The 24,567-nt window shown below is 70.0% G+C and carries 24 protein-coding genes and 1 pseudogene; 16 read left to right on the top strand and 9 right to left on the bottom strand.

Annotated elements, in window-relative coordinates:
• Window positions 1–40: 40 nt before the first annotated feature.
• On the bottom strand, window positions 41–1,033 hold the full coding sequence (locus QE454_RS14835) for a DMT family transporter (RefSeq protein ID WP_210076577.1): 993 nt from the start codon (window positions 1,031–1,033) through the stop codon (window positions 41–43).
• 71 nt (window positions 1,034–1,104) lie between these two features.
• Between QE454_RS14835 and QE454_RS14840 the strand changes: the two genes are divergently transcribed.
• Window positions 1,105–1,665, top strand: a complete 561-nt coding sequence (locus QE454_RS14840) for a CGNR zinc finger domain-containing protein (protein WP_307460142.1) — start codon at window positions 1,105–1,107, stop codon at window positions 1,663–1,665.
• A 52-nt stretch (window positions 1,666–1,717) separates the two neighbouring features.
• Here the strand turns inward: QE454_RS14840 and QE454_RS14845 are convergent, their stop codons facing one another.
• Window positions 1,718–2,590, bottom strand: coding sequence for an alpha/beta fold hydrolase (locus QE454_RS14845; RefSeq protein ID WP_307460139.1), 873 nt, complete (start codon window positions 2,588–2,590; stop codon window positions 1,718–1,720).
• Window positions 2,591–2,700: 110 nt separating this feature from the next.
• Here QE454_RS14845 and QE454_RS14850 point away from each other — a divergent pair, with 110 nt between their 5' ends.
• The 3 genes from QE454_RS14850 to QE454_RS14860 all read left to right on the top strand — a co-directional run bounded on the left by QE454_RS14850 (window position 2,701) and on the right by QE454_RS14860 (window position 7,334).
• A complete protein-coding gene (locus QE454_RS14850; protein ID WP_307460136.1) occupies window positions 2,701–3,435 on the top strand; it encodes an exonuclease domain-containing protein in 735 nt (244 codons plus the stop codon).
• 704 nt (window positions 3,436–4,139) lie between these two features.
• On the top strand, window positions 4,140–5,924 hold the full coding sequence (locus tag QE454_RS14855) for an HNH endonuclease signature motif containing protein (protein ID WP_307460134.1): 1,785 nt from the start codon (window positions 4,140–4,142) through the stop codon (window positions 5,922–5,924).
• A 585-nt stretch (window positions 5,925–6,509) separates the two neighbouring features.
• A complete protein-coding gene (locus QE454_RS14860; RefSeq protein ID WP_307460131.1) occupies window positions 6,510–7,334 on the top strand; it encodes a carbon-nitrogen hydrolase family protein in 825 nt (274 codons plus the stop codon).
• Between the two features lie 542 nt (window positions 7,335–7,876).
• On the opposite strand, the gene QE454_RS14865 is transcribed toward QE454_RS14860, so the two are convergent.
• The 3 genes from QE454_RS14865 to glgA form a co-directional block, all read right to left on the bottom strand.
• Entirely contained in the window at window positions 7,877–8,128 is a 252-nt protein-coding gene (locus tag QE454_RS14865; protein WP_013586710.1) for a type B 50S ribosomal protein L31, read from the bottom strand.
• Window positions 8,129–8,259: 131 nt separating this feature from the next.
• A complete protein-coding gene (locus QE454_RS14870) occupies window positions 8,260–9,042 on the bottom strand; it encodes an ABC transporter ATP-binding protein (RefSeq protein WP_210076589.1) in 783 nt (260 codons plus the stop codon).
• A 180-nt stretch (window positions 9,043–9,222) separates the two neighbouring features.
• Entirely contained in the window at window positions 9,223–10,413 is a 1,191-nt protein-coding gene (gene glgA / locus QE454_RS14875) for a glycogen synthase (RefSeq protein ID WP_307460128.1), read from the bottom strand.
• A 76-nt stretch (window positions 10,414–10,489) separates the two neighbouring features.
• On the opposite strand from glgA, the gene glgC reads away from it, so the two are divergent.
• Window positions 10,490–11,734 carry a glucose-1-phosphate adenylyltransferase gene (glgC, locus tag QE454_RS14880; RefSeq protein WP_210076594.1) on the top strand — a complete coding sequence of 415 codons (1,245 nt, stop codon included), beginning with the start codon at window positions 10,490–10,492 and terminating at the stop codon, window positions 11,732–11,734.
• Between the two features lie 183 nt (window positions 11,735–11,917).
• Here glgC and QE454_RS14885 read toward each other — a convergent pair whose 3' ends face one another.
• The gene (locus QE454_RS14885; protein WP_210076596.1) at window positions 11,918–12,391 is read right to left on the bottom strand and encodes an S-ribosylhomocysteine lyase; all 474 of its coding nucleotides are present in this window, start codon (window positions 12,389–12,391) and stop codon (window positions 11,918–11,920) included.
• A 167-nt stretch (window positions 12,392–12,558) separates the two neighbouring features.
• Window positions 12,559–13,038, bottom strand: a complete 480-nt coding sequence (locus QE454_RS14890; RefSeq protein WP_307316517.1) for an Lrp/AsnC family transcriptional regulator — start codon at window positions 13,036–13,038, stop codon at window positions 12,559–12,561.
• Window positions 13,039–13,160: 122 nt separating this feature from the next.
• Between QE454_RS14890 and QE454_RS14895 the strand changes: the two genes are divergently transcribed.
• From QE454_RS14895 to QE454_RS14905, 3 genes are all read left to right on the top strand, one after another.
• The gene (locus QE454_RS14895; RefSeq protein ID WP_309668737.1) at window positions 13,161–13,712 is read left to right on the top strand and encodes an alpha/beta hydrolase; all 552 of its coding nucleotides are present in this window, start codon (window positions 13,161–13,163) and stop codon (window positions 13,710–13,712) included.
• 96 nt (window positions 13,713–13,808) lie between these two features.
• The gene (gene serB / locus QE454_RS14900) at window positions 13,809–14,450 is read left to right on the top strand and encodes a phosphoserine phosphatase SerB (protein WP_307460118.1); all 642 of its coding nucleotides are present in this window, start codon (window positions 13,809–13,811) and stop codon (window positions 14,448–14,450) included.
• A gap of 118 nt (window positions 14,451–14,568) precedes the next feature.
• Complete coding sequence (locus tag QE454_RS14905) at window positions 14,569–15,246, top strand: alpha/beta fold hydrolase (protein WP_307460116.1); 678 nt, start codon at window positions 14,569–14,571, stop codon at window positions 15,244–15,246.
• 75 nt (window positions 15,247–15,321) lie between these two features.
• Here QE454_RS14905 and fabG read toward each other — a convergent pair whose 3' ends face one another.
• The gene (gene fabG, locus QE454_RS14910) at window positions 15,322–16,032 is read right to left on the bottom strand and encodes a 3-oxoacyl-ACP reductase FabG (protein ID WP_307460113.1); all 711 of its coding nucleotides are present in this window, start codon (window positions 16,030–16,032) and stop codon (window positions 15,322–15,324) included.
• A 134-nt stretch (window positions 16,033–16,166) separates the two neighbouring features.
• On the opposite strand from fabG, the gene QE454_RS14915 reads away from it, so the two are divergent.
• The 4 genes from QE454_RS14915 (at window position 16,167) to QE454_RS14930 (ending at window position 18,510) form a co-directional block, all read left to right on the top strand.
• The gene (locus QE454_RS14915) at window positions 16,167–16,841 is read left to right on the top strand and encodes a DUF4190 domain-containing protein (RefSeq protein ID WP_307460110.1); all 675 of its coding nucleotides are present in this window, start codon (window positions 16,167–16,169) and stop codon (window positions 16,839–16,841) included.
• A gap of 113 nt (window positions 16,842–16,954) precedes the next feature.
• Window positions 16,955–17,326 carry a DUF3099 domain-containing protein gene (locus tag QE454_RS14920; protein ID WP_210076608.1) on the top strand — a complete coding sequence of 124 codons (372 nt, stop codon included), beginning with the start codon at window positions 16,955–16,957 and terminating at the stop codon, window positions 17,324–17,326.
• On the top strand, window positions 17,323–17,529 hold the full coding sequence (locus QE454_RS14925) for a hypothetical protein (protein WP_210076610.1): 207 nt from the start codon (window positions 17,323–17,325) through the stop codon (window positions 17,527–17,529). Before QE454_RS14920 ends, QE454_RS14925 begins: the two co-directional genes overlap by 4 nt.
• A gap of 78 nt (window positions 17,530–17,607) precedes the next feature.
• Window positions 17,608–18,510, top strand: a complete 903-nt coding sequence (locus QE454_RS14930) for an SURF1 family protein (protein WP_307460106.1) — start codon at window positions 17,608–17,610, stop codon at window positions 18,508–18,510.
• 151 nt (window positions 18,511–18,661) lie between these two features.
• Here the strand turns inward: QE454_RS14930 and QE454_RS14935 are convergent, their stop codons facing one another.
• Window positions 18,662–20,260, bottom strand: coding sequence for an ABC-F family ATP-binding cassette domain-containing protein (locus tag QE454_RS14935; RefSeq protein ID WP_210076612.1), 1,599 nt, complete (start codon window positions 20,258–20,260; stop codon window positions 18,662–18,664).
• A 264-nt stretch (window positions 20,261–20,524) separates the two neighbouring features.
• Between QE454_RS14935 and QE454_RS14940 the strand changes: the two genes are divergently transcribed.
• The 4 genes and pseudogenes from QE454_RS14940 to QE454_RS14955 all read left to right on the top strand — a co-directional run bounded on the left by QE454_RS14940 (window position 20,525) and on the right by QE454_RS14955 (window position 24,532).
• On the top strand, window positions 20,525–21,562 hold the full coding sequence (locus QE454_RS14940) for an iron-siderophore ABC transporter substrate-binding protein (protein ID WP_210076614.1): 1,038 nt from the start codon (window positions 20,525–20,527) through the stop codon (window positions 21,560–21,562).
• Window positions 21,563–21,587: 25 nt separating this feature from the next.
• Window positions 21,588–22,635: pseudogene (locus QE454_RS14945) on the top strand (FecCD family ABC transporter permease).
• A 20-nt stretch (window positions 22,636–22,655) separates the two neighbouring features.
• Entirely contained in the window at window positions 22,656–23,708 is a 1,053-nt protein-coding gene (locus QE454_RS14950; RefSeq protein ID WP_267789419.1) for an iron chelate uptake ABC transporter family permease subunit, read from the top strand.
• The gene (locus QE454_RS14955; RefSeq protein ID WP_267787451.1) at window positions 23,705–24,532 is read left to right on the top strand and encodes an ABC transporter ATP-binding protein; all 828 of its coding nucleotides are present in this window, start codon (window positions 23,705–23,707) and stop codon (window positions 24,530–24,532) included. Before QE454_RS14950 ends, QE454_RS14955 begins: the two co-directional genes overlap by 4 nt.
• Window positions 24,533–24,567: the final 35 nt, after the last annotated feature.

Genomic DNA, 24,567 nt, shown 5'->3' on the forward strand with positions numbered 1-24,567 from the left:
CGCCGGGGGTCGCCGATTTCACGGCGCCGAAACCCTCCGTCTACGGCGCCGGGATCACCGGAATGCTCGCCGTCTCGGTCTTCTGCTCGGTCGGGCTCCCGGCATCCATCCGCACGAGAACCACGCCCACGAGGATCAGCGCTCCGCCCGCGAACTGGACCGGCGCCGGTGTCTCACCGAGCAGCAGCCACGCGAACCCCAGCGCGAACAGCACCTCGCTGAGACCCACGAAAGAGGCCAGCCGCGCGCCGATGAGCGGCACCGCGATGACCCCGAGCGCGTAACCGACGGTGGTCGCGACACCGCCCACCCACAGCAGGGGCAGGATGCCGGGAAGCTCGAGCCCGGCGAGCGACACGGTGATCGAGGGTGCCGCGAAGGGCAGCACTCCGGTGAGCACCAGCACCCCCATCAGCAGCGCCCCGGTGAGCAGGCCGCCGGCGGCGAGAGCCAGGGGCGGCAGGTCGTCGCCCGCGCGCCCGGCGATGACGAAGTACGCCGCCGCGCACACCGCGGCGCACAGTGCGAAGAGCGTACCGAGCAGGTCGAACCGCGCACCGCTGATGTCGACGACGAGCACGAGACCGGCCATCGCCACGACGGACCCGATCAGCACGGCCCTCGACGGCGAGCGGCGGGTGCGCACCCACACGGCGATGACGATGAGCACCGGCGCGATGTACTGGATGAGCAGGGCGACGGCCACCGGCATCCGCTGCATCGCGGCGAAGTAGAACAGCTGGCATCCGGCGACGGCGGTCAGACCGAACGACACGATCAGCAGCCCGTGGCGGCGCAGGAACCCGGGCTGCCGGCGCACCGCGCGAACGAGCGCGGGCGAGAGCAGCAGCGCCGCGAGCCCCATGCGCACCAGGAGCACCGCTCCCAGCGACCAGCCACCGTCGAGCAGGGGTTTGACGAACGGCCCGCTGGAGGAGAACGCCAAGGCCGAGGCCACGGCGATCGCGAGGCCGGTGACGGCGGTGGAGCCGCGGTGGGTGGGACGCGGGAGGGTCACGGAGGACGTGGTCATGCGGGCCTGCTGTCACGAGTGAAGGGGGTTTACACTCGTGACAGTACGGCCTCTACCTGTCAGGAGTCAACGTGGTCTTCATCCGTGACACCGAACTCGTGCTGCGCGCCGCCGTCGAGCTCGTCAACACCCTGCCCCACACGGAGGTCAGCGGCGTCGACACCCTCGTCGACGCCTCCGACCTCGAGGCCTTCACCGGCCGCCACGGCTACACCGGCTCGCGCACGCGCGACGCCCGCGAGCTCGCCGACGTCCGCGGCATCCGGCCCCGCATCCTGGAGCTGTGGGGCGCGGATCGCGACGCGGCAGCCCCCCTCGTCAACGCGATGCTCGCCGACGGGCGGGCGCTCCCCCAGCTCGTGCGTCACGACGGCCTCGACTGGCACATCCACGCGAGCGACCCGGCGGATCCGCTGGCCACGCGCATCCTCGTCGAGACGGCGCTCGCCTTCGTCGACGTCATCCGCGCCGACGAGTACGACCGCGTGCGCGTGTGCGACGCCGACGACTGCAACGGCGTGTACGTCGACTTCTCCAAGAACGGATCGAAGCGGTACTGCGACGCGGGCAACTGCGGCAACCGCATGAACGTCAACGCCTACCGCAAGCGCAAGGCGCACGCGCCCTCCTGACCGGACGCGGTCTCGCGCTCGACCCGATTCCGGGGCCGAGCCCTCCGCGCGACTACTCCACGAACTCCCGGATCGCGGATGCCGCCGCCTCCGGCGTCTCGTAATGGATCAGGTGCCCGACCTCGGGGATCTCCACGAGCCGCGCATCGGGGAACAACGTCGCCAGGTGACGCTCGGCCTCGATCGGGGTGATGTCGTCCTTCTCGGCCGCGATGAGAAGCGTCGGCTGCGCGATGCGCGGGGCGAACTCGCGCACGTCGTGCGAAACGCTCGTCACGAAAGCCTCGTGCAGCACGTCGCGGTCGGCGAAGCGCGAGAAGTACTCGTCGTGCTGCTCGTGCACGAAACGGCGCAGGTCGGGGTCGCGCGTCTTGGCCATGGCGTTGCTCATGACGCGCACGATGAGGCCGTTGCGCAGCAGTGCGTCGCCGAGCACGCGCGGAAGCCTCGCCCCGGCCAGGTAGTAGAACACGGCGAGACGAGTCAGAATGCCTCGCGGCCCCTCGAGGGCTGGGGCCCCGATCGGGTTCACGAGAATGAGCCTCGGCGTCGACAACCCGCCCGCCACCGCCGCGGATGACACGATCGAGCCGAACGAGTGGCCGAGCACGACGGCATCCGGAGCGACCTGCTCGACGAACGCCCGCAGCCACGCGGCGTAGGTGTCGAGATCGTGGGGGCGGCCGACGAACGGCGCGGTCTCGCCGAACCCGGGAAGGTCGGGAGAGATGACCCGGATGCCGGGAAGATGCGCCACCACCGGATCGAGCCCGTGGTGCTCACCGCGGAAGCCGTGCACCGCGACGATCGTCGTCTCGGCGTCGTCGTCGCCGTAGACCCAGTACGCCGTGGTCCCCCCGAGAACCCGCGCCTCGCGCCGCGCGACGGGGATCTGGGCGAGGCGTTCGGCGTAGGGGTTCGGCATGCGTCGAGTCTACGAGGGGGGATACACGACTCTGATCGAGCGCTCTTCGTCATCCACCCCGCTCTGCGCGCCTCGACGGTGATGTCGGAGCTCCCCTCTACCGTGAGCGCATGACCACGTGGCAGGCCGAGCCGCTCCCCCTCTTCCAGACGCCCGAGTGGGCGCGCCTCATCGGCGTGTTCGACCTCGAGACCACGGGGATCGACGTCGAGAACGATCGCATCGTCACCGCGCACGTGGGTGTACTCGACGCCGAAGGCAACGTCGTCGACGCGCGCGACTGGCTCGCCGACCCCGGCGTCGAGATCCCGGCGGGAGCCGCGGCCATCCACGGCATCTCCACCGATCGCGCCCGCGCCGATGGCGCTCCGGCGCCGCGCGTGGTGGCCGAGGTCGTCGAGGCTCTCGGGTCGCTGTTCGCCGCCGGCATCCCGGTCGTCGCCTACAACGCGCCCTTCGACTTCTCGATGCTGAAGAACGAAGCCGTGCGTCACGGCGTGACCCCGATCGCCGCCCCCTCCCCCGTCATCGACCCTCTCGTGGTCGACAAGACCTTCGACCGGTACCGCCGCGGCAAGCGCACGCTCTCGGTCGTCGCCGAGCACTACCGTGTGCCGCTCGAATCCGCCCACGAGGCCTGCGCCGACGCGGTCGCTGCGGGGCGACTCGCCCTGGCCCTCGCCGAGAAGTTCGGCCCGTGGCTCCCCTCGACCCTCGACGAGCTCCATACCCGCCAGATCGCCTGGGCCCGCGCTCAAGCCGAGAGCCTCACCGAGTACTTCGTGAAGATCGGTCGGCTGGATGCCACCGCTCCCGCGATCGACGGGGCTTGGCCGATCCGCTGACGCCCGGACGACCGGTCTCAGGCTCCCGGCATCCGACAGCATCGAGTCTCTCAGGGCTCCCGGCCGCCTTCCGACACGGCGGTCGAGTCTGCCACCTGATCGCCTTACCCGCTGAACACACCATCCGCACGAGCCCGACACCATCGAGCTGCGCCTGAGCCGACCTCTTCTCTTGGTCGAAAGCACACTCATACGAGCCGGCGCAACGATCCGAGCCCGAACCCCGCTTCCTCACGGGTCGAAGCTCCGGCCCCCACCACCGGCCACCACGACACACACCCGAACTCCGCTCCCGCCCCGGTCGAAACGCCACCCACACGACCCCGACACCGCGACCCGAACCTGCTCTCACCACCGTCCCGGTGCACGACACCGCCCCCCACCACGACACGAGCCTGCTCTCACCCATTGCCGCGCCCCCACCCGCCTCGACACCACGACAGAACCTGAACCCAGGTCCCACCCCGGTCAGGAGCAAGACCCGACGCCCCGATCCAGGCCTGCTCCTCCCCCTCTCCTAGGCGAAGAGGTCACGAGCGCGGCCACTGAGGAGCAGCGTTGAGGGAGTTCCGCAACCGCCCATGCTCTACCCCTGCACTCGCCGGCCTTCACCGGACTCGCGTGCGAGGTCGCCCTTGAGACTCGGATTCACCGAGTGAATGCGACCCCGACCCAATGTCGGAGGTCGGCGATACCGTTCTCCCATGACCCGCATCGCACCCTCCGAAGACCGGCCGACGCCGGTGTTCCGAGAGTGCGACGGCGCGCCCTGGCCCAGCGACGACGAGCTCGAGCTCGAAGCCGCATGGGCTGCTTTTCGCGAGAGCGGCGATGTTCAATGGTCGACGGGCGACGAGGCGCCTTCGGCGAACCCCGTGTCTCCCTCTCCCGCCCACAGCGCGCCGCTGCAGGTGCCGCACATTCTTCATGCCCCCGACGGTGCCACGACCTGGGAGTGGGAGTGGGACGACGTCATCGACCCGCCCGGCAGCGAAACCGCAGGGGTCTCCGACATCGAGGCGCGATTGGGGCACCTCGAGTGCGTCGTCAGGGATCGGCAGCGTGCGACCGCCGACGAGTACCGTCTGATCCTGGCGATTCTCGACGATGCCGCCTTCGACCCCACACCGTGGGTCGGACCCGACCCCACGGTGGATCGCGCCTGGAGTGATTCCCGAGGCCGCACGCCCGGCGCCGTGCGGCGCGACCGCGTCGACCTCGCGGAACGCGCCGCTGTCGCCGAGATCGCGGTCCGCCTGCATCTGTCCGAACAGACGGTCCGGACAAGGGCCGCTCACGCGCGGACGCTGGCCGTCGGGTGCCCAAAGCTGTGGACCGCCTTCGGCGAGGGGCGCTTTTCCGAGAAGCACGCCGTCGACGCGGCCCGGATGGCTTCGACCCTCCCCGCAGGCGACGCCGATGCCTTTCGGCGCTTCGACGACGAAGCGTGCGCGCAGGCGCTGGCCCTGCCCCCGGCGAAGTTCGCCGTGGCGGCCCGCGCCATTCGCGAGCGCGTCCACGCCGAGTCCATCGAGACCCGTCACCGTCGGGCTGCAGAGGAGCGCGGCGTGTGGATGAGAGCCGAGCTCGACGGCATGGCTTCGCTGCACGCGCTTCTCCCCGCTGACCGCGCTCGCGCTGTGATGTCGCGCCTCGACCAGGCAGCTCGGCACCTGCGCGCGGCGTCCGACGAAGAGCGCACGCTCGCGCAACTGCGAGCAGACGCCTTCGCGGACCTGGTGACGATGACAGACGACCCGGTGTCCGCAGTGATGGGCCCGACCCCGGCTGACGGCACCGTCGGCCCCTCCCCTCAAGCGGTCGATGGTGCAGGCCCGAGGCCTCATTCACCGAGCAAAGCGCTGCGCGCGCCCCACCCACCCGACACACGCCACACCGAGTCCCGCGGATCATCCAGCGCTCACGAAACCGGAGCCCCGCGACCCGCACCCGCACCCTCATCCTCACCCGACGCACCCCATGATTCACCTACCGCCCCGCGCACCTTCCGAGCCGCGCCTTCAGCGACCGTCGTCGTCACGATCCCCGCGCTCACCCTCCTGGGCCACAGCAGCGAGCCCGCCACGCTCGAGGGGTACGGACCGATCGATCTCGACACGGCGCGGCGCTTGGCCGGCACCGCGACCTCGTGGATCCGGCTGCTCACCCACCCGGTGACCGGCACCCCGCTCGCGCTCGACCGCAAGACGTACCGGGTTCCCGTCGCCCTCCGCCGGTGGCTCGGCGTCACCTCACCCACCTGTGTCTTCCCCGGGTGCGGTCGCGCTGCACGCGAGTGCGACATCGATCACCGCACCGCGTGGGCCGCCGGCGGAACCACCGATGATGACAACCTCGACCCCAAATGCCGCCATCACCATCGCCTGCGCCACGAGAGCCGCTGGGATATCGACCACGGGGCCGGCGGCGACAGCGCCTGGACCTCTCCCCTCGGTGGGAGATACGGAACAGATCCGCCGCCGTTCTAGGAACGACGCGGCGAGACCGCCACGATGAGACCGGACCGCGAGCTCGGTCCGCCCTGCACCGACGCACGCGCTGTTCCACACCGGCAGTCGCGTTGCTTTGGACCCGGCCCTCCCGTGGCCCTCTCCTCCCGCACCGCTTCCCCCTGGCTGACCCCCGATCCTGCCCTTCCAGCACCCGCGCTGCGCGGCCGCTGCCGCAAACCCGGCCCGGACCCCGACCCCGCCCGATCTTCGGGCCGCGCCGCGCACCTGCTGGCATCGCCTGCCCTGGTCCAGGCTCCGACTCGACCCCGGGTCTCGCTGCGCCCGCGCCGCTGCCCCGACCCCGAGTCCGGCCCCGACCCCAACCCGGGCTCACCGCCGGGCCGCTGCCCCGATCTCGAATCCGCCCCCGACCCCTGCACACTTCCGCACCGCGCCGCGCGCCCGCCGCCGCCCCGATCCCGGACCTAACCCGCAACCCCGACCCACTTTCACTCCCTGCCCGCCCCGCCATCGCCCCGAGCCCGGACCCAACCCACGACCCCGACCCACTTCAACTCCGCCACCGCCACGACCCGCCCCCTGACCTGTCAAACTGCTCTCGTGACCGCCCGCATTGCTACCGTCCAGGCCGAGGCCGTCCCCGGCGCCGTCGAGGTCAACGTCACGCGAGCGGCGCGGTTCGTCATCGAAAGCGACGCGGCGGGAGCAGACGTCGTCCTCTTTCCCGAGGCGTTCCTCACCGGCTACGACGAGACCTTTTTCGCTGGTGTGCTGCCGAGCATCGCGGACCGCGCGTGGCTCGCCCCGCTGCAGGAGGCTGTCGACGAGACGGGCATCGCCGCCGTGGTGAATACCGCGCTCCAGTCGGGCGATCGACGAACGCTGACCGACCTCCTGTTTACCCCCGGCCAACCGCCCCACCCCGCATACTCCAAGCAACACCTCCACCCGCCCGAGCGCGCCTTCTTCACCTCCGGCGCGCGTGGATACTCGTTCCGAATCCGCGACGTCGAGTTCGCCTTATCGGTCTGTTATGACGCGAACTTTCCCGAGCATGCCGCCGCGGCTGCGGCGGCCGGCGCCACCGTCTATCTCAACAGCGGCGCATATTTTCCGGGCGGTGGCCGCCGCCGCGATCTTCACCTGGCCGCACGTGCGCTCGACAACGGCATCTACGTCGTCTACAGCGGTCTCGTCGGCGTTCCGAGCGACTTCATCGGCGGCTCGGCCGTCTTCGACCCGCTGGGACGCCGCATCGCGGCCGTCGGCGAACGCGAAGGGCTGGCCATCGCCGACATCGACCCCGCTGTCGTGGAAGACGTCCGTCGCGACCAGCGCATGTGGGCGGACCGCCGAGACGACCTGGGCGCCTTCGAGCGATCCGGCGAACTCCGGTCACAAGCCGGTCGCGCAGCACCGGCCTGATACAGCTGAGCGAATCTCCCCCCACCACCCGCCCGTCCCGCCAGACCCTCTACCCGCGCGGCGACCCCGCGCCACGAGGCGCGCGCAACACCGGCCCGAACCGGCCCGGCGAACGCCCGCCACCACCCGGCCGTCCCGCCCGTCCCTCAACCCGCACGGCGAACCCACGCCACGAGCCGCTCCCGCAACACCGGCCCGAACCAGCCCGGCGGACCTCCCCCACCACCCGCCCGTCCCTCACCCCGCACGCCGAACCCGCGCCACGAGCCGGCAGCACCGCGCAACCGAAGACATTCCGCCGAGCCCCCTCACCACCCCGCACCGGTACGAGACCCGGAGGTCATTGCCGCCCCATGCGATCCACCGGGTTTCTCAGGGTCCGCAGCTCGGCGGCGGTTGCAGCGCCCCGCCCGCATGCGGCGAATTCGCAGAACGATCCGCTCACGCGCAGGAAAACGAACGTGCTTTAACGCGCTCCCGTGTAACGCAAAAGCCCCCCATCCCGAAGGACGAGGGGCTTTCGCTGCGAGAACCGCTGCGGATCAACGACCGCCGAAGTTCTTGAAGCGCTGGTTGAACTTCTCGACGCGACCGGCCGAGTCCATGATGCGCTGCTTGCCCGTGTAGAACGGGTGCGAAGCCGACGAGATCTCCACGTCGATGACGGGGTACTCCACGCCGTCGAGCTCGATCGTCTTGTCGCTGGACACGGTCGAACGGGTGAGGAACGTGTCGCCCGAACCGAGGTCGCGGAACACGACGGCCTTGTACGTGGGGTGGATGTCAGTCTTCATGGGAGGTCCTTTGAGAAGTGGTGTCCTGGATTCTGCCAGGACGTCAAAGTCTGCGGCGCCGATGGCACCAACGGAAGAGTCTACCAGGCCCAGCTCCGAGCCGCGGCCCCGTGACTCGAGCGCCGATCGGGTCAGGAAGCGCGAGCCGCCCAGCGCCCGGCTTCGTGCGTGAGCGTGATGTCGAGCCCGAACGTCTTGGAGAGGTTCTCCGCCGTCAGCGCCTCATCGAGGGGCCCGGATGCCACGACCTCACCGTCACGCAGAAGAAGAACATGCGTGAACCCGACGGGGATCTCCTCGACGTGGTGCGTCACCATGACCATCGCGGGCGTGGTGGGAGCCTGCGCGTAACCGGACAGCAGAGCCAGCAGTTCTTCGCGCGCTCCGAGGTCGAGGCTGGCCGTCGGCTCGTCGAGCAGCAACAGCTCGGGGTCGGTCATGACCGCGCGGGCGATCTGCACGCGCTTCTGCTCGCCGTCGCTCAGGGTGCCGAAGGTGCGGTCGGCGAGGTGGTCGAGTTTCCACTCGGCCAGCACGCGCAATGCGCGACGCTCGTCGATGTCGTCGTAGTCCTCGCGCCAGCGACCGACGACCGAGAAGGCCGCCGTGAGCACGACGTCGAGGACGGTCTCTTCCGGCGGCACGCGACGCGCCATCGCCGACGATGCGAACCCGATGCGCGGGCGGAGCTCGAACACGTCTGTGCGCCCCAGACGCTCGCCGAGGATCGTCACCGAACCCGAGGTGGGGTGCAGCAGCGTGTCGGCGAGCTGGAGGACCGTCGTCTTCCCCGCGCCGTTCGGGCCGAGGACGACCCAGCGCTGGTCATCCGACACCGTCCAGTCGAGGTGGGACACGATGTCCCGCGCGTTCCGGCGGACGACGACGTCGGAGAACTCGAGAACCTGGGGCATGCCTCCAGCCTACTGTCCGAGTCGGAGAGAATCGGATGCCACGCGGCCCCTGTGGACAGCGGGCCACGGCCAGCGCAGGACCCGGGCGCACAGCCCCACCGCGCCCCCGACGACCACCGCGAGTTCCCTCCCCGCAACCGCCGCGCACAACGCCACCGCGCCCGCGACGACCACCGCGAGTTACTTCCCCGCAACCTCCGCGTACAGCGCCGCCGTGGTCTCCGCGATCGCCGCCCAGCTGAAGTCATCGACCGCGCGCTGGCGTCCGGCGCGTCCGTAGGCCCGGGCCTTCTCGGCATCCATCGACACCTCCGTCAGCACGCGGGCGAGGTCGTCGACGAAACGCTCGGGATCCACGGGCGTTCCCGTGCCGTCCTGCACCTGGTCGATCGGCACGAGGCGGCCCGTCACGCCGTCCACCACGACCTCCGGAATACCGCCCGTCGCCGTTCCCACCACCGCGGCGCCGCACGCCATGGCCTCGAGGTTCACGATGCCCAGGGGCTCGTACACCGAGGGGCACACGAACGTGGTCGCGGCCGTGAGAATGGCGCACAGCTCGTGGCGCGGCAGCAGTCGCTCGATCCAGACGACCCCGTCGCGGGTGGCCTGCAGTCCCCGCACCAGCTCCTGAACCTCCGCCATGATCTGCGGGGTGTCGGGCGCTCCCGCGCACAGGATCAGCTGCACCTCGGGCGGAAGCTGCTCCGCCGCACGCAGCAGATACGGCAGGCCCTTCTGACGGGTGATGCGACCGACGAACACGACCGACGGGCGTGCGGGGTCGATTCCCTGCGACCGCAGGAAGTCGTCGTCCGACACCGGATGCCATGACTCGGTGTCGATGCCGTTGTAGATGACCCGCACCTTGTCGGGGTCGAGCGAGGGGTAGCTGCGCAGGATGTCGTCGCGCATGCCCGAGCTGACCGCGACGACCGCCGCGGCGCCCTCGTACGCGGTCTTCTCGATGTAGCTCGACACCGCGTAGCCGCCACCGAGTTGCTCGGCCTTCCACGGGCGGAGCGGTTCGAGGCTGTGAGCGGTGACGACATGCGGGATGCCATGGAGAAGCGACGCCAGGTGACCCGCGAAGTTCGCGTACCAGGTGTGGGAGTGCACGACGTCGGCGCCCGCGATGTCCGACACGATCGCCAGATCGGTGCCGAGTGTCTGGATGGCGCCGTTCGCCGACGCCAGCTCGGCGGGCACGTCATACGAGGTCGTGTCCGTCTCCTCGCGCGACGCGCCGAACGCGCGCACCTGCACCTCGGTGCCCTCGGCGCGCAGCGCCTTCACGAGTTCTGTGGCGTGGACCCCGGCTCCGCCGTAGATCTCCGGCGGGTACTCCTTGGTCACGATGTCGACGCGCATGAGACGAACCGTAGTACAGGCAGAGACGCGCCGTGAACGTGTTCCCGCTCGCTTCCCTGAGCCCTAGGGTGGTGCCATGCCTGCAGCGCCGAAGGTCTTCGGAATCATCCTCGCCGGCGGCGAGGGAAAGCGACTCATGCCCCTGACGGCGGACCGCGCCAAACCCGCCGTCCCCTTCGGCGGCCAGTACCGCCTGATCGACTTCGCGATATCGAACCTGATCAATTCGGGACTGCGTCAGCTCGTCGTGCTGACGCAGTACAAGTCGCACAGCCTCGACCGCCACATCTCGCAGACGTGGCGCATGTCGCCGATGCTCGGCGCGTACGTTGCCTCGGTCCCGGCCCAGCAGCGACTCGGCAAGCGGTGGTTCTCGGGCTCTGCCGACGCGATCCTGCAGTCGATGAACCTGATCCGCGACGAAAAGCCCGACATCGTCGTCGTCATCGGCGCCGACCACGTGTACCGCATGGACTTCAAGCAGATGCTCGACGCCCACATCGCCTCCGATGCGCGGGCGACGGTCGCCGGCATCCGTCAACCGATCTCGCTCGCGAACCAGTTCGGTGTGATCGACACCGACCCCACCGACCCGACGAAGATCCGCGCCTTCCTCGAGAAGCCGCAGAACCCCGAGGGACTGGCCGATGCCCCCCACGAGGTGCTCGCCTCGATGGGCAACTACATCTTCGACACCGACGCCCTGGTCGAAGCCGTCGCCCACGACGGGGAGCTGCCGACCTCGGCGCACGACATGGGCGGCGATATCGTGCCCTACTTCGTCAATCGCGGTGAGGCCGCCGTCTACGACTTCAACCGCAACGACGTGCCCGGCTCCACGCCGCGCGATCAGTCGTACTGGCGTGACGTCGGCACGATCGAGTCGTTCTACGACGCGCACATGGACCTGATCTCGACCCTGCCCGTGTTCAACCTCTACAACAACGACTGGCCGATCTACTCGCAGACCTTCAACGCCCCGCCGGCGAAGTTCGTGCGCGACTCCGTCGGACGCATCGGCAACGCGATCGACTCGATCGTGTCTCTCGGTTCCGTGCTCTCGGGCACGCACCTCGAGCGCAGCGTCGTCGGCCCGTGGGCCCTCGCCGGGGGCGGCTCGACGATCACCGATTCGGTGCTTTTCGACAGCGTGCAGGTCGGCGCGGGAGCGCGGATCCACCGTGCGATCCTCGACAAGAACGTCGTCCTCGAGCCCGGCGCGACCATCGGCGTCGACCGCGAGCGCGACCTCGCCCGCGGATTCACCGTGACCGAGACGGGCATCACCGTCGTCGGCAAGGACGTGCACGTCCACGCCTAGCGATCGGGACGGCTCCGGATGCCGCACGGCTCCGGGTGCAGAAGAGGGGCGATGACCGAGCTGGTCACCGCCCCTCTCTCGTTAGGAGAGCGATCTTCGCACCATCGCGCGCGAGTTCGTCGCACGGGGTGGGCGCCAGCGACGCGGGCCGGGTGAGACGCGCTCGCGCGGAGAGGCCCTCTCTCAGACCCCCACGCGCTCGAACGCGTCGCGCGAGATGCCCTTGGCGAGAACGGCTTTCGACCACTCCTTCGCCGTGTGAAGGCTGTGGTCGCGGTAGTTGCCGCAGCTGAAAGCGTCGGTGCCGGGGACGTCGTCCCACTCCACGTCCTCGGCGATCGCGCGCAGCGAGTCGGAGATCGCGTCGACGAGGGCCGCGACCTCGGGCTCGCCCCACATGATCACGTGGAAGCCGGTGCGGCAGCCGAACGGCGAGATGTCGATCAGACCGTCGATGCGATCGCGCACGAGGCTGGCGAGAAGGTGCTCGATGGTGTGGAGCCCCGCGGTGGGGATCTCCTGCTCGTTCGGCTGCACGAGACGCAGGTCGAAGTTCGAGATGACGTCGCCGCGCGGACCCGACTCGGTACCGATGAGGCGCACGTACGGCGCCAGCACGGCGGTGTGATCCAGGGTGAAGCTTTCGACGTCGGCCATGAGGAGGTCCCTTCGGAGGAAGCGGGGGGGTACCGGACGAGCCTACGCGGGGGCGTCGCACGATGACCCCGCGTGACGCCGCGGGAGGCGTGCGGCGGCATCTGCCCGGGAAAAGCGGGGGACGCCGGAACAGCCTCGGCGGACACCGCGCGACGACCCCGCGACTGTCACGGCCGCGTCGAGCTGGTGGCCATCGAGTTGTCGACGTCCGCCGGCATGAGGGGCTTGGAAGGGTACTCGCGCAAGACGAGCGCGGTGGTGACCGGGCCGTAGCGCGCCAGGGAGTCGACGATCCTCTCCAGTCGAGCCGCGTCGGCGCAATGGACGTCGAAGATGAGGCAGTCCTCTCCGGTCACGCGGAGCGTCGACGCGATCTCGTTCGTCTCCGAAGCGAGCTGCAGGGCGGGGCCGAGCTGCGCGTGCGTCGTGCGCAAGCGGACGACGGCCCGGATGTTCAGACCCACCGTGCTCGCGTGAACGATAGCGCGGTAGCCGGAGATGACCCCTGCTTTCTCGAGGCGTGAGATGCGCGCGCTGGCAGCGGGTTGCGACAAGCCGACCCGGCGGCCGACCTCCGCACCGGTGAGCCGTCCGTCGTGCTGGAGCAGCTCGAGGATCCGGCGGTCGACTCGGTCCAATGGTTCCATCGTCTTTCGCTCCCCCTCCTTAGGGATCGCTTGCTGAGCGTGCGCGTTCGCGATGATCCCATCATGCTCGATCGCGGAGCCTCGTCTCAGGCTCCCACGAGCGAGAGAAGCAGAGGTGGAACGTGGTGGGATACATGATCGTCCCGGGAATCGGCGGGTCGGACGATTCGCATTGGCAGACTCTGTGGGAGCAGCAGTGGGGCAGCGAAACCGCCGTCCGTATCGAGCCAGGGTCGTGGTCTCAGCCGGACCTCCAGGACTGGGTCGGGGCGATCGCGCGAGCGGTCGAGGTCGTGCAGTCGCGCGATGGGGATGTCGTGCTGATCGCGCACAGTCTCGGATGCTGGGCGGCATCGGAGTGGTTGCAGCAGGCGAGCCACGGGCATGCCCGAGGAGCGCTCCTCGTCGCACCGCCGGACCCGACGGGTGAGGCGTTCCCCGCCGACGCCGCCCCGACCTTCCTTAGTGTTGCCGCACGTCCGCTGCCCTGCCCGAGTGTGGTCGTGGCCAGCACGAACGACCCGTATTGCGATCTGAAGGTGGCCCAGGAGCTCGCAGGGAGCTGGGGCAGTGATCTGGAGGTGGCCGGCGCACTCGGACACCTGAACTCCGCCAGTGGTCTCGGCGGGTGGCCCGCGGGTCGGGAGATGCTCGACCGCATGGCGTCCCTGTGACCTGTAGCTGGGTTGCCGGCCCGGCACCGCAGCACAGCAAGCGGAACAGTCGGGCACGGACGGAAGCGCGTTCCTCGAACCGCTAGCGTGGAGCGCGTGCCTGCGACCGCCCGTTTCCTCGTCGTCCTCGACGCCGATTCCACGCTGATCCGCAACGAGGTCATCGAGCTCCTCGCCGACGAGGCCGGCCGGGGTGCCGAGGTGGCCGCCGCCACCGAAGCCGCGATGCGCGGCGAGGTCGACTTCGCCACGAGCCTGCGCTCGCGGGTGCACGCACTGGCGGGCGTAACCACCGAGGCGTTCGAGCGGGCGATCCCGCGCATCGACCCCACCCCGGGCGTGCGCGAGCTGATCGCCGCCGTGCACGAGCGCGGCGGGGTCGTCGGCGTCGTGTCGGGCGGGTTCCACGAGGTTCTCGACACCGTGGCTCCCGGCCTGGGCGTCGACCTCTGGCGCGCGAACCGGCTCGTGGCCGTCGAGGGAGTTCTCACGGGAGAGGTCGACGGAGACATCGTGGATGCCAGGGCCAAGGCCGACACGCTCCGCCGCTGGGCCGATGAGCTCGGTGTCCCCCTCCCTCTCACCTTCGCGATCGGAGATGGCGCGAACGATCTCGAGATGATGGCGACGGCGGGACTCGGTCTCGCGTTCAACGCCAAGCCCGCCGTGCGCCGGTGCGCGGATCTCGTGGTCGGCCCCGTCGACCTCGCGCAGGTCGTCGCCCTCCTCCCCCGCTGACGGGGCGCCCCGGGCTGACGACCGCCTCGGACTCTCCCTCCGGCGGCGGCCTGCCGCCCCACCGAGCCGACGCGACGGTCCCCTTCCCGATGTCGGAGGTCCGTTCTACCCTCGCCGCATGGACGTCATCTTGGTTCCCGGTCTCTGGCTCGACGCGTCGTCGTGGGACGACATCACCCCCGCCCTCGAGGCGGCCGGCCATCGTCCGCATCCGTTGACTCTGCCTGGCCCCGCCGCAGGCGACCTGGTCGTCGACGACTGGGGGGACGCTGTCGTCGGTGAGATCGATCGATTCGACGACCGCGTGGTCCTGGTCGGACACTCCGGTGGCGGCAACGTCGTCTGGGGTGCGGCCGACCGCCGGCCCGACCAGGTCGCGCGCGTCATCCTCGTCGACACGATCGTGCCGCATCCGGGCGCGATGATCTCCGAATTCCCCATCGAGGACGGTGTCGTGCACTTCCCCGGGTGGGACTTCTTCGACGAAGACGACGTCGCCGACCTCGACCCACAGACGCGAGAGCGCACCGCGCAGCAGGTCGTCGATGTGCCCGGCCGCGTGCCGAGCTCGCGGATCACCCTGAGCGACGAGCGGCGATTCGCCGTGCCCGTGACGATCCTGTCGGGGCAGCTCGATGCAGAAGCCCTCCCGCGGGTGCTCGCCGAGTGGGGTGCGTACGCCGAAGAGGTCGACCGCCTCGACAGTCTCGAGGTCGTGCGGCTCGGCTCCGGCCACTGGCCGCAGTTCTCGCAGCCCCAGCGGTTCGCCGAGAAGCTGGTCGCCGCGGTGCGGTGAGAAACCGGGCCCGATCGAGAGGGCGATGGTGTCGCGCCGGGCCTTCGGGTTCTGGGGTGAGCCGGACTCCCGGCGTCAGTGCCCCATGCCGAGGCCGCCGTCGACCGGAATCACGGCGCCCGAGATGTACGCGGCGTCGTCACCGGCGAGCCACGTGACGACTCCGGCGACCTCGTCGGGAGAGGCGAAACGTCCGGCGGGGATGTTCTTCTTGTACTCGGCCTGGGTGTCGGCGGGGAGCTCGGCCGTCATGTCTGTCTCGATAAACCCCGGTGCCACGACGTTCGCCGTGATGCCGCGGCCGCCGAGCTCGCGCGTGAGCGAGCGGGCGAAGCCGACGAGGGCGCTCTTCGACGCGGCGTAGTTGACCTGACCGGCCGAACCGTAGAGACCGACGACGCTCGAGATGAGGATGACACGACCCCAGCGCGCCTTGAGCATGCCCTTGGAAGCGCGCTTGACCACGCGGAAGGCGCCACCGAGGTTGGTGTTGACGACGCTGTCGAAGTCGTCTTCGCTCATGCGGAGCAACAGGGTGTCCTTCGTCACCCCGGCGTTCGCCACGACCACCGCGATCGGGCCGAGCTCGGTTTCCACCCGGGTGAAGGCGGCGTCCACGGCGGCGGCGTCGGTCACGTCGGCGCGCACGGTCAGGGTTCCCTCGGGGCCCTCACCGGAGCGGGCGGTCACGGCGACCTTCCATCCCTCGGCGACGAAACGCTCGGCGATGGCTCGACCGATGCCCCGGTTTCCTCCGGTGACGACGACGACGCGGTCCTGGGACATGGTGAGACTCCTGCGCTTGCGGTGACGGAACCGCCCTAGCCTACCGAGGCGACTCCCCCGCCCCGCCCGCCGAGGTTTGACACGGGGTCTGCGCCGCTGGAACGCTGGAGGAACGCGCGACGAAAGGGGCTCCCGTGAGCGACGACCGCACCACCGACCCGCAGCATCCCGAGCACATCGGGTCCGAGAACGCGAACGGCGGCGACCAGCCGTCGTCGCCGTACGCTCCGCAGAGCGACACGCCCCCGGCTCCCCCGTACGAGGCAGCGGGCACGCCAGCGTCCGCGGCACCTTCCGGCGCTCCGGCGGACACCGCTACGCCCTACGGAACCCCGACGCCGGAAGCCCCGGCATCCCACACACCCGCGCCCGAGGCCCCCGCCTATGGCGCACCCGCGCCCGAGGCCGGCGCAGCCTACGGCGCACCCGCCTACGGCGCCCCGGCGTACGGGCAGCCCACGACCTCGACCTACGGACAGCCCGCGTACGGTGCCCCGAACGCGGCGTACGGGTACGGGGGCGGCTACGCCGCCCCCGCGCGCACCAACGTCCTGGCGATCGTGTCGCTGGTGGCATCCCTCGTCGGCTTCGTGCTCATCCTCCCGGTGGTGGGATCGATCGCCGGTGTCATCATGGGGCACATCTCGCTCAAGCAGATCAAGGAGCGGGGCGAGCGCGGCCGCGGAATGGCGCTTGCGGGCGTCATCATCGGCTACGTGACGCTCCTGTTCGTCATCCTCTTCATCATCGGGATCTCGATCCTCATCGCCGGCAGCGCCGGTTCCAGCGGCTCGCGCTACGGCGCCTGACGGTCGCGATCAAGCCGCCGGGCGCTCAGGCGCCCGGCGGCTTGTCACGACGTCGAGGAGTCGGCGCGAGAGCGCACCCTGTGTCATCCCCACGGGCGTACCCTGATACCACTGTGAAGACATCGCACACCGCTCAGTCCGCGACGTCGCTCCCCAAGGCACCGAGGGAGGACGCCGATTCCCGTTTCACCAAGTACATGGTGATGATGGGGATCCGCATCGCGTGCTTCATCGCGATGGCCGTCATCACTCCCTACGGCTGGTACACCTTCGTGTTCGCGGCCGGAGCGATCTTCCTGCCCTACCTCGCCGTCATCGTCGCCAACGTCGGCGCCGACCAAGGCTCCACCGAGGCGATCAACCCCGAGCGCGCCATCGAAGCTCCCTCGGCCGCCCCCGCTCCCGCAGCCGCTGCCGAGGGCCCGCTCGTCATCCGTATCGCCGAGACCCCGCGCCTCGACCCTCCGCGCGACGACCGCTCGTGAGCGACGAGCCCGCCGAATGCTCGCGGGCCGGATGCCGAGAAGCCGCCGTCTGGGCGATCCACTGGCGCAACCCGCGCATCCACGCGGCCGACCGCCGCAAGACCTGGGTCGCCTGCGACGAGCACGTCGCCTATCTGCGCGAGTTCCTCAGCGCCCGCGACTTCCCCGTCGAGGTCGCCGCCCTCTCGAGCGATCGCGCGTGAACGCCCTGCCGTCGGACGTACCCTGGAAGACGTGGTCTGTTCGGTCGAGATGAACGTGCGCATCGAGAGGTGCCCGCGATGAGCGCGCGTGAGATGCCCGCGGCCGGGCGCTGGGCGATCTACGTCGGTATCGCGATCCTCTTCGCGATCGCCTGCGGGTTCCTCTCGAACTGGCAGTTCTCGCGCAACGCCGAGCGCAGCGAGCAACTGCAGCTCGTCGCCGACAACTACGACGCGACCCCGGTCCCCCTCGCGGAGTTGCTCGCCCCCGGCGCCGAGATGAACCCGGGAGACGAGTGGCGTCCCGTGCGCATGCAGGGGCAGTACCTCGCCGACGAGCAGCTGCTGGTCCGCAACCGCGCGCACGGGGGCTCGGCGGCCTTCGAACAACTCGTGCCGTTCCGACTCGACGACGGCCGCACGTTCCTCGTGGACCGCGGTTGGCTCCCCCCGGGCAACCAGCAGTCGGAACCCGACGACATCCCCGCGCCGCCCTCCGGCGACGTGACCGTCGAGGTCCGTCTGCGCCCCGAAGAGGCCGCCCCGACCTCGGGTCGCACCGCCGAGGCGGGTCAGGTACCCACCATCAATCTCGGACTCGTGGAGGAGCAGACCGGCCCCATCGAGCAGGGCGCGTACGGCCTGCTCATGTCCGAATCCCCCGCTCCCGCGACCGCCCCCGCCCCGGTCGATCCACCGAGCAACGACCCCGGACCGTACCTCTCGTACGCGGTGCAGTGGATCCTCTTCGCCGTGATGGGCTTCGGTTTCATCACCTACGTGATCATCAACGAGCGCAAGCTCCGCCGCGAAGAGGACGAAGACGAGGACGACGAGGACGCGCTGGTCGAACCCCTCCCCTCACCCGAGAAGCCCTCCGGTGAGCGCCGTCGCGTCGACCCGGTCGCCCTGCACCGCTCGCGCAAGCGCCCGAAGGACCGCGACGCCGACGACGAGGACGCCCTGCTCGACGCCCGCTGAGCGCGGGACGGGCGGATTCCCAGGCACCCCACAGACGCGTTTCGTCCACCAGCGTCTCGCCGACATCGAAGACGATCGCCCTGACGTCTTCAGGAATCTCTTGACGGGTCACTCGGCGATGGTGCCACGCACCGCGGCCCTTCGCGACCCGCTACGCCAGTGTGATCAGATCTGCGTAGTCGCGACCCCAGATGTCCTCGACACCGTCGGGCAGGATCAGCACGCGCTCGGGGTTCAGCGCCTCGACGGCGCCCTCGTCGTGCGAGACGAGCACGACGGCGCCCTCGTAGTGCGACAGCGCGCCGAGGATCTCCTCGCGCGAGGCGGGGTCGAGGTTGTTCGTGGGCTCGTCGAGCAACAGCATGTTGGCCGACGAGACGACGAGCGTCGCGAGCGACAGACGCGTCTTCTCGCCACCCGAGAGGACCCCGGCGGGCTTCAACACGTCGTCGCCGACGAAAAGGAATGATCCCAGCACCTTGCGGGCCTCGGTCGCGGTAATGTGCGGGGCCGACGACATCATGTTCTCGAGCACCGAGCGGTTCACGTCGAGATTCTCGTGCTCCTGGGCGTAGTAGCCGATCTTCAGGCCGTGCCCGGGCTCGAGCTGACCGGTGTCGGGCTGGTCGACTCCGGCGAGAATACGCAGCAGCGTGGTCTTTCCCGCACCGTTCAGCCCCAGGATGACCACGCGCGAGCCGCGGTCGATAGCGAGGTCGACGTCGGTGAAGATCTCGAGCGAACCGTACGACTTCGACAGGCCCGAGGCCATGAGCGGCGTCTTGCCGCAGGGCGCGGGCTTGGGGAACCGCAGCTTCGCGACGCGCTCTTCGGCACGCACCTCGTCGAGGCCCGAGAGCATCTTCTCGGCGCGCGCGACCATCTGGTGCGCGGCTGCGGCCTTCGAGGCCTTGGCGCCGAAGCGTGCGGCCTGCAGCTGCAGCGCCGTGGCCTTCTTCTCGACGTTGACGCGCTCCTTCTTGCGACGCTCCTCGTCGGCCACCCGCTGGCGCAGGTAGTTCTTCCAGTTCATGTTGTAGACGTCGATGACCTGGCGATTGGCATCCAGGTAGAAGACGCGGTTGACGGTCTCGCCGACGAGCTCGACGTCGTGCGAGATCACGATGAGCCCGCCCTTGTAGCCCTTGAGGAATTCGCGCAGCCACACGACACTGTCGGCGTCGAGGTGGTTGGTCGGCTCGTCGAGGATCATCGTCTGCGCGTCGGAGAAGAGGATGCGCGCGAGCTCGATGCGGCGACGCTGACCACCCGAGAGGGTCTTCAGCGGCTGATCGAGGATGCGGTCGGGAAGCGAGAGGTTGTGGGCGATGGATGCCGCCTCGGCCTCGGCCGCGTATCCGCCGGCCGCCTCGAAGCGCTCGGTGAAGTTCGCGTACTTCTTCATGGCCTTCGCGGCGACGGCGGGGTCGTCGTCACCCATCGCCATCGACGCCTCGTGCATGCCGAGGGCGAGCGAGCCCAGGCCGCGGGCGTCGAGGATGCGGGTGCGCGCCAGCATCTCGGGGTCGCCCGAGCGCGGGTCCTGCGGCAGGTAACCGAGTTCACCCGAGCGGTCGACGCCGCCGTTGGCGGGCAGCAGGTCTCCGGCGAGCACCTTGGTCAGCGTCGTCTTGCCGGCGCCATTACGCCCGACGAGGCCGATCTTGTCGCCGTCGGAGACGCGGAACGCCACGTCGGACATGAGCACGCGGGCACCCACGCGGATCTCGAGGTCGTGCACGGCGAGCACAGCGAACGTCCGTTCTTCGGGGATGGGGAGTGGCCGACATGGCCAGCCACCCAGTATAAGACGCACCCCTGCATGCCCGCCGACAGCCCGCTATCTCGTCGTGGGCGGGTTACCGACGTGGCGCAGCGGACACGTCGGAACGGCGGTCGAGATTACCTCGATACCGAGACGAATCCCCCGGTCCATCACCCTCTGAGTTTGCGTTCTCACCCGATCCCTGAACTAACCTAAGCCTATCCTTACTTAATACGCAGGAGGCTCTTCGTGTCCCGATTCCGCGCTCTGGCGGCCCTCGCCGTCGGTACCGCCCTCGTCCTCACCGGCTGCGCCGGTACCTCAGCCGCGCCGGGCGGCCAGGAAGGTTCGTCGACGTCGGCATCGGGTTCCTTCCCCGTCACGATCGACCACGCCTTCGGCGAGACCACGATCGAGGCGGAGCCGCAGCGCGTCGTCACCGTCAGCTGGGGCAACCAGGAGGCGGCGCTCGCCCTCGGCGTCGTCCCGGTCGCCATGCCCAAGGTCACCTGGGGCGACGAAGACGGCGACGGCCTGCTGCCCTGGGTCAAGGACAAGCTCGACGAGCTCGGTGCGCAGACGCCCACGCTCATGGATGAGACCGACGGTTTCGACTACGAAGCGATCGCCGACGCCAAGCCCGACGTGATCCTCGGCGCCTACTCCGGCATGACGCAGGAGCAGTACGACACGCTGAGCAAGATCGCCCCCGTCGTGGCGTTCCCCGAGATCGCGTGGGGCACCTCCTGGCAGCAGATGACGCTGGCGGATGCCAAAGCCCTCGGCCGCGAAGAGCAGGCGGAGCAGCTGATCGGCGACCTCGAGAAGCACGTGACCGACGAGTCGGCGAAGTACCCCGCCCTCGCCGGCAAGAAGACGCTGTTCACCTCGCTCGACCCGACCGACCTGAGCACCGTCGGCTTCTACTCGCTCAAGGACCCCCGCGCGCTGTACCTCTCCGAGCTCGGTATGACCCCCTCGTCGGCCGTCGAGACCGCGAGCAAGGACAGCGAGACGTTCTGGTTCACGCAGAGCACCGAGAACATCGAGTCCTTCGCCGACGTCGACGTCATCGTCGGTTACGGAACCCCGGCGCTCCTGACCCAGTTGCAGGCCGACCCGCTGTGGTCGCGCATCCCCGCCATCAAGAGCGGTGCCGTCGCACTGCTCACCGACAACACCTCGATCGCCGCGGCGGGCAACCCCAGCCCGCTGTCGATCGGCACCTCGTACGGCGACGACTTCATCGGCCTCGTGGGCGCGGCGGCCGACAAGGCCGGCAAGTGATCGCGCTCTCCCCCGCACCGGCGCGATGACTCGTCTCGCCCCGGCATCGACCGCCCCCGTCGACGCAGACCCGCGTCGACGGGGGCGGCGACGCGTGCTCTGGGTCGTCCTGTTCGCCGCGGCCCTGGCCGTCGTCGCCGTGCTGTCCGTGACCTTCGGAGCCCGTGACGTCGCACCCGCCGACATCTGGGCCGGCCTCGCCGGCTCGACCGACACCGCGTCGGCCGCCGCGGTCGGCAAGCGCGTCCCGCGCACCATCCTCGCCATGCTCGTCGGTGCCGCCCTCGCCGTGGCCGGGGCCGTACTCCAGGGCGCCACGCGCAACCCTCTCGCCGACCCGCAGATCCTCGGGATCAACGGCGGTGCGTCGCTCGCGATCGTCTCGGGCATCGCGTTCTTCGGCCTCAGCTCGGCATCCGGCTACATCTGGACCGGCATGATCGGCGCGGCCGCGGCCGCCGTCTTCGTCTACGCGATCGGGTCGCTCGGTCGCGGCGGACCCACGCCCCTGCGCCTGGCTCTCGCCGGAGCCGTCACTGCCGTCGCGTTCAGCTCGCTGATCAGCGCTATTCTGCTCCCCCGCATCAACGTCATGAACGTCTTCCGCTTCTGGCAGATCGGCGGCGTGGGAGGCGCCACCCCCGACACGATCCTGCAGGTACTGCCCTTCCTTCTGTTGGGCCTCCTCGTCTGCCTCGCGAGCGCATCGGCCCTGAACACCCTCGCTCTCGGCGACGAGCTCGCCGCGGGTCTCGGCGCTCGCGTCCGCACGGCGCGCCTCGTCGCCTCGGCAGGGGCGGTCATCCTGTGCGGCGCCGCGACGGCCGTGGCCGGTCCGATCGGCTTCGTCGGTCTCGTCGTCCCGCACATCTGCCGCCTGCTCGTGGGGGTCGACCATCGCTGGCTGCTCCCCGTCTCGGCCGCCGGCGGGGGCATCCTGCTCACCGTGTCCGACATCGTGGGGCGCGTCATCGCCCGCCCCGAAGAGATCGAGGTCGGCATCGTGACCGCGCTGATCGGCGCCCTCCTTCTTCATCGCCCTCGTTCGTCGCCAGAAGATGAGGGCCCTGTGAGCACGCACACCTCCCCACGGGTGGCCACCGCGAGCGTCGTGCCCGATGCGCTGGCATCCGTCGTCGCCGGCCGCCGCCGTCGCCGTCACCGTTGGACGCTCGTCACGGTCGTCCTCGCGATCGCGGTCGTCGTCGCCTTCGCCCTGTCGCTCATGATCGGCCAGACCTTCTACACCCCCGCCGAGGTATGGGGCGTGCTGAGCGGACAACGGGTGGCCGGCGCCTCGTTCACGGTCGGCGAACTGCGCCTTCCCCGCGCGCTGACCGGCCTTCTCACGGGACTCTGCTTCGGCATGGGCGGTGTCGTCTTCCAGTCGATGCTGCGTAACGCCCTCGCCAGCCCTGACGTGATCGGCATCAACACCGGCGCGAGCGCCGCGGCTGTCTTCGGCATCGTCGTGCTGGGGTGGGGCGAGACCGCCGTCTCGGTCGTCGCGATGGCCGCGGCCCTCGCCGTCGCCCTGTCGATCTACCTCCTCGCCTACCGCAAGGGCGGGTCCGGTGCGCGGCTGATCCTCATCGGCATCGGCGTCGCCGCGATGTGCCAGGCGGTCGTGTCCTACGTCATCTCTCGCGCCGCCGAGTGGGACCTTCCCGCCGCGATGCGCTGGATCACCGGAAACCTCAACGACGCCACGTGGGACCGCGCCCTCCCGGTCGCCGGAGCCGTCGTCATCCTCGGACCGATCCTGCTCGCTCTGTCGGGCCGCCTCGAGATCCTGCGGATGGGCGACGACACCGCCGCCGCCGTCGGGCTCCCCGTCGAGCGCACGCGCCTGCTGCTCATCGTGGCGGCCGTGGGCCTGCTGGCCTTCGGCACCGCCGCGGCAGGTCCCATCGCCTTCGTGTCCTTCTTGGCGGGCCCCATCGCCGTACGCCTGCTCGGCCCCGTCGGCTCTCCCGTGCTCCCCGCCGGTCTCCTCGGCGCGCTGCTGGTGCTCGTGGCCGATTTCTGCGCCCAGTACGCGTTCGGAACGCGTCTGCCCGTGGGCGTCATCACCGGCGTGCTGGGCGCGCCGTATCTCATCTACCTGCTCGTTCGCAGCAGCCGAACCGGAGGAACCACGCTATGACCGTCGAGCGCTCCCTGGTAGCCGAGGGCGTCACCCTCGGCTACGGAGACCGGACCATCGTCCACTCTCTCGACCTGGAGATCCCGCCGGGCAAGGTCACGACCATCGTCGGCGCGAACGCGTGCGGCAAGTCGACGCTGCTCAAGGCCATGGCGCGCCTGCTCGCGCCCTCCGCGGGGCAGGTGCTGCTCGACGGCAAGTCCATCCACCGCCAGCCCACCAAGCAGGTCGCGCGAGTGCTGGGGCTCCTCCCCCAGTCGCCGATCGCCCCCGACGGCATCGCCGTGTCCGACCTCGTCAGCCGCGGCCGCCACCCCCACCAGGGCGCGCTGTCGCGCTGGACGAGCGCCGACGACGCCGCGGTGGCACGCGCCCTCGACGCCACCGACGTCGCGCACCTCGCCGACCGCCCCGTCGACGAACTCAGCGGCGGCCAGCGCCAGCGCGTGTGGATCGCGATGGCCCTCGCTCAGGAGACCGACGTCCTGCTCCTCGACGAGCCGACGACGTTCCTCGACATCAGCCACCAGATCGACGTCCTCGACCTGCTCGCCGACCTCAACCGCGACCGCGGAACCACGGTGGCCATGGTGCTCCACGACCTCAACCTCGCCGCCCGTTACGCCGACCACCTCGTGGCCATGGCGCAGGGCGAGGTCATCGCCGCCGGAGACCCCGCCGAGGTCCTCACCGAAGAGACCGTGCGCCGCGTCTTCGGCCTCGACAGCCGCGTCGTACCAGACCCGCTGACCGGGCGGCCCATGGTCATCCCGATCGGTCGGCACCACACGGTGGCCGAGCCGGAGCAGGCGCAGACGGCCTGACGCTCCGAGAACGAGACAAGCCCCGGCCTCGGCCG

This window comes from Microbacterium sp. SORGH_AS_0454, assembly GCF_031453395.1.
GTDB lineage: Bacteria > Actinomycetota > Actinomycetes > Actinomycetales > Microbacteriaceae > Microbacterium.